The sequence below is a fragment of the Kineococcus sp. NPDC059986 genome (assembly GCF_040702905.1).
Classification (GTDB): Bacteria; Actinomycetota; Actinomycetes; order Actinomycetales; family Kineococcaceae; genus Kineococcus.
Window position 1 is genome coordinate 1 of record NZ_JBFBND010000076.1, and the last position, 2,662, is coordinate 2,662.

At 72.8% G+C, this 2,662-nt stretch carries 3 protein-coding genes and 2 pseudogenes; 2 read left to right on the forward strand and 3 right to left on the reverse strand.

The window, feature by feature from the left end:
* Nucleotides 1–251, reverse strand: a pseudogene (locus AB0637_RS24890) (sugar ABC transporter substrate-binding protein); the annotation flags it as partial.
* A 245-nt stretch (nucleotides 252–496) separates the two neighbouring features.
* Here AB0637_RS24890 and AB0637_RS24895 point away from each other — a divergent pair.
* Complete coding sequence (locus tag AB0637_RS24895) at nucleotides 497–742, forward strand: hypothetical protein (protein WP_366175473.1); 246 nt, start codon at nucleotides 497–499, stop codon at nucleotides 740–742.
* Nucleotides 743–758: 16 nt separating this feature from the next.
* On the opposite strand, the gene AB0637_RS24900 is transcribed toward AB0637_RS24895, so the two are convergent.
* Entirely contained in the window at nucleotides 759–1,397 is a 639-nt protein-coding gene (locus AB0637_RS24900) for a CAP domain-containing protein (protein WP_366175474.1), read from the reverse strand.
* 271 nt (nucleotides 1,398–1,668) lie between these two features.
* A pseudogene (locus AB0637_RS24905) lies at nucleotides 1,669–2,160 on the reverse strand (phosphotransferase); the annotation flags it as partial.
* A 289-nt stretch (nucleotides 2,161–2,449) separates the two neighbouring features.
* Between AB0637_RS24905 and AB0637_RS24910 the strand changes: the two are divergent.
* On the forward strand, nucleotides 2,450–2,662 hold a 213-nt coding region (locus AB0637_RS24910; RefSeq protein ID WP_366175475.1), incomplete at its 3' end, for a hypothetical protein.

A 2,662-nucleotide genomic window follows, 5' to 3' on the forward strand; every position in this document is an offset into this window, starting at 1 on the left:
GTCAGGTCCACACCCTCCTTGGCCGCCTCCGCCTTCGCGCCCTTCTGCATCGCCACGAAGAACGGGTTCGTCGAATCCTTCGTGATCAACGACACGGCGACCTTGTCACCCCCACCAGAACCGGTGCCAGCACCACCACCACACGCCGCCACGGTCGCCACCGCCGCCACGCAGGCGAAGAGCGCGGCGGGGGCCTTGTGACGGAACGTGGCCAGCGAGGCCGTGGACGAGGACTTCGAGGGACGCGACATGGTTCTTCCTCCCGGCGCAACTGCGCGCGACGTGACAACGTTGTCTAGTCACGGTTGTAGTCCACCGGCACAGCACAGGTCAACGGAGTTCACCCGGACGTGATGCATCCGTGACGACCGGGGTGGGCACGGCCGCCGTTGTGACGATCCACCGACGTCCGCGTCGGCGGCGACGTCGCCCGACCGCACGGACGGGTCGTCGTGTCCCGGCCCGCGAGGGGGCGGTCAGGGTCCAGGCTGTGCCCATGGCGGACGACCTGCTGGCGAACCCGGGCAACTTCCCGGAGCTGATGCTGCTCCCGCACCTGGACGACGAGTGGACCGAGGTGCGCCTCGGACGCCGCAGCGACGGGGCGTGGGAGGTCTACGTGACGATCCGCGTCGACGACGGCTACCGCAACGAGGCGGCGGCCCAGGCCGTCGCCGACCACTACCGCGAGAACCTGGAGGCGTTCGTCGAGCACCGACGACGTCGACGGTTGCGCCCCTGAGGGCGGGGCCGGCGGGTCAGGAGCGAACGCGCAGCTCGCGGTCCAGCGCCGGGGCCGCCTGGAAGGCGGGGGCCGGCAACGGCTGCGCGGCGCTCTGGGCGGCGGGCTGGGCCGGGGCCGGGGGCGCGTCCTGCGGCGCCGGGTGGAAGCCCGCGACGGGGCCGTTCGGCTGCTCGTAGACCTGCACGACCCACAGGCGGCCGTCCTCGGAGCGGACGGCACCGAGGCCCATGACGCTCACCTCGGGGCGCAGGATGTTGGCGCGGTGACCGGGAGAGGCCATGAACGCGCCCTGGAGCTGGTCGGAGTCGGCACCGACACCCACGTTCTCGGCCACCAGCGACCAGCCCTGCAGCTGACGGGACAGGTCCGGGTTGTGCTTGAGCTGCGCGTCGTCGGCCATGCGGAAGGCCCAGTCGGTGGCGATGCGGTTGGCCTCGTCGGTCAGTCCCAGCGCCGGCAGACCCGCCTGGGTGCGCGCGGCGTTGACGAGCTCGTAGGAGCGCCACGCCTGAGCCCCGTCACCCGTGAGGCCGCCGTCCGCGTGCGCAGCCCCCGCTCCGGCCACCCCGACCGCGGCGGCCACGGCGACGGCTGCGCCGAGGAGGCGGTGACGGCGGCTGGTGCGGTGGGCGGGGCGGGCGGTGGTGTCCACGATGTCCTCCGGACGATCTGGGCTGCGGGGGTGTCGTTGCTCCCCCACTGCCTCGGCCGTCCGGGGCCCTTCCTGTAGCCCGATCGGGCGAGGAGCCGTCACGCCCTGTCGCGAGCTCGCGCTCGGGGCTCGTCGTCGGCGTCCTCAGCGACGTGCCGGGGCCCGCGCCCACGTCAACGCATCGACACCCAGGAACTCGCGGTAGGCGGCCCGCCCGGTCGGCTGCCTGTTCCGGGCGACGACGTGTTCGACGTCGGGCCAACCCCACGGACAAGGCGCCGAAGTCGATGACCGCCGACAGTCGGCCACCCCGCCTCACCAGGTTCGCGGGTCGCAGGTCCCGTCGGAGCCAGACAGGCGGTTCGACGGGGCCGGGAAGCTGCAGGGACTCGCACCACAGCTCCGTGAGCCGGTCGACGTCGACGCCGGAGGCGAGGCTTGCGGTCCGGACGGCGGCGAAGCACTCGGTGACCCGCATGGCGCGCGCAGTGGGCCTCCCCGGCACCAGTCGAGTTCGCCGACCCGGCGCGAGCCCACGAGGTCCGTGGCGTGCGGGCTCGCGACGAAGCGCGCCACCTCCCAACCGAACCCGCCCGGCCGTCCACGGGCACCTTCCCGCCGTCGTCACCGTCGATCCACTCCAGGAGCGCCCACGGCAACGGGTGCACGGGCGTGGGCAGCCCCCTGGTGACCGGGACGGGCACCGGGAGAGTGAAGGGGTCGCAACCGCGGGAGCCAGCGGAGTTTCGCCGAGGGGGAACATCCCGTTGCCCGTCCCCCCACAAGGTCGACAACAGGCAGTTCCGCAAGGTCGGGCAGTTCTGCGTGGAGAACGGTGCGCACCAGTTCCTCGCCCAGGAGCGCCTCGTCGTCGGTCGACGTCACCACCACGAGGTTCTCCGTCCGGGCACGGGCCGCCACCCGAGGTGTGGACAACCCCGCCTTCGATGTCGGAGGTGGCTGGTACAACTGGGACGGGCCGCTGCGATGGTCTTCAACCCGTTGCAGCGCAACGCTTTCGCCCTTGTCGACGAGGCTCCCGGACGCTAGGGTTGCGCCATGACGTCGAACGCCGCGCCCCCTCAGGACCCCCTGGAGGACCTGGGGAACCTGAGCCCGCGCAGCTCATCGACGTCATCACCGACGCCGAACGGCAGATCCGCGCCCTGACCGCCCGCCAGGTCCAGGCCACCGCCCGCTACGACACCCTCCTGCGCGGCCGCGCCGGCGGGGACGGCGCCACCGCCCGCGAGATCGCCCTGGCC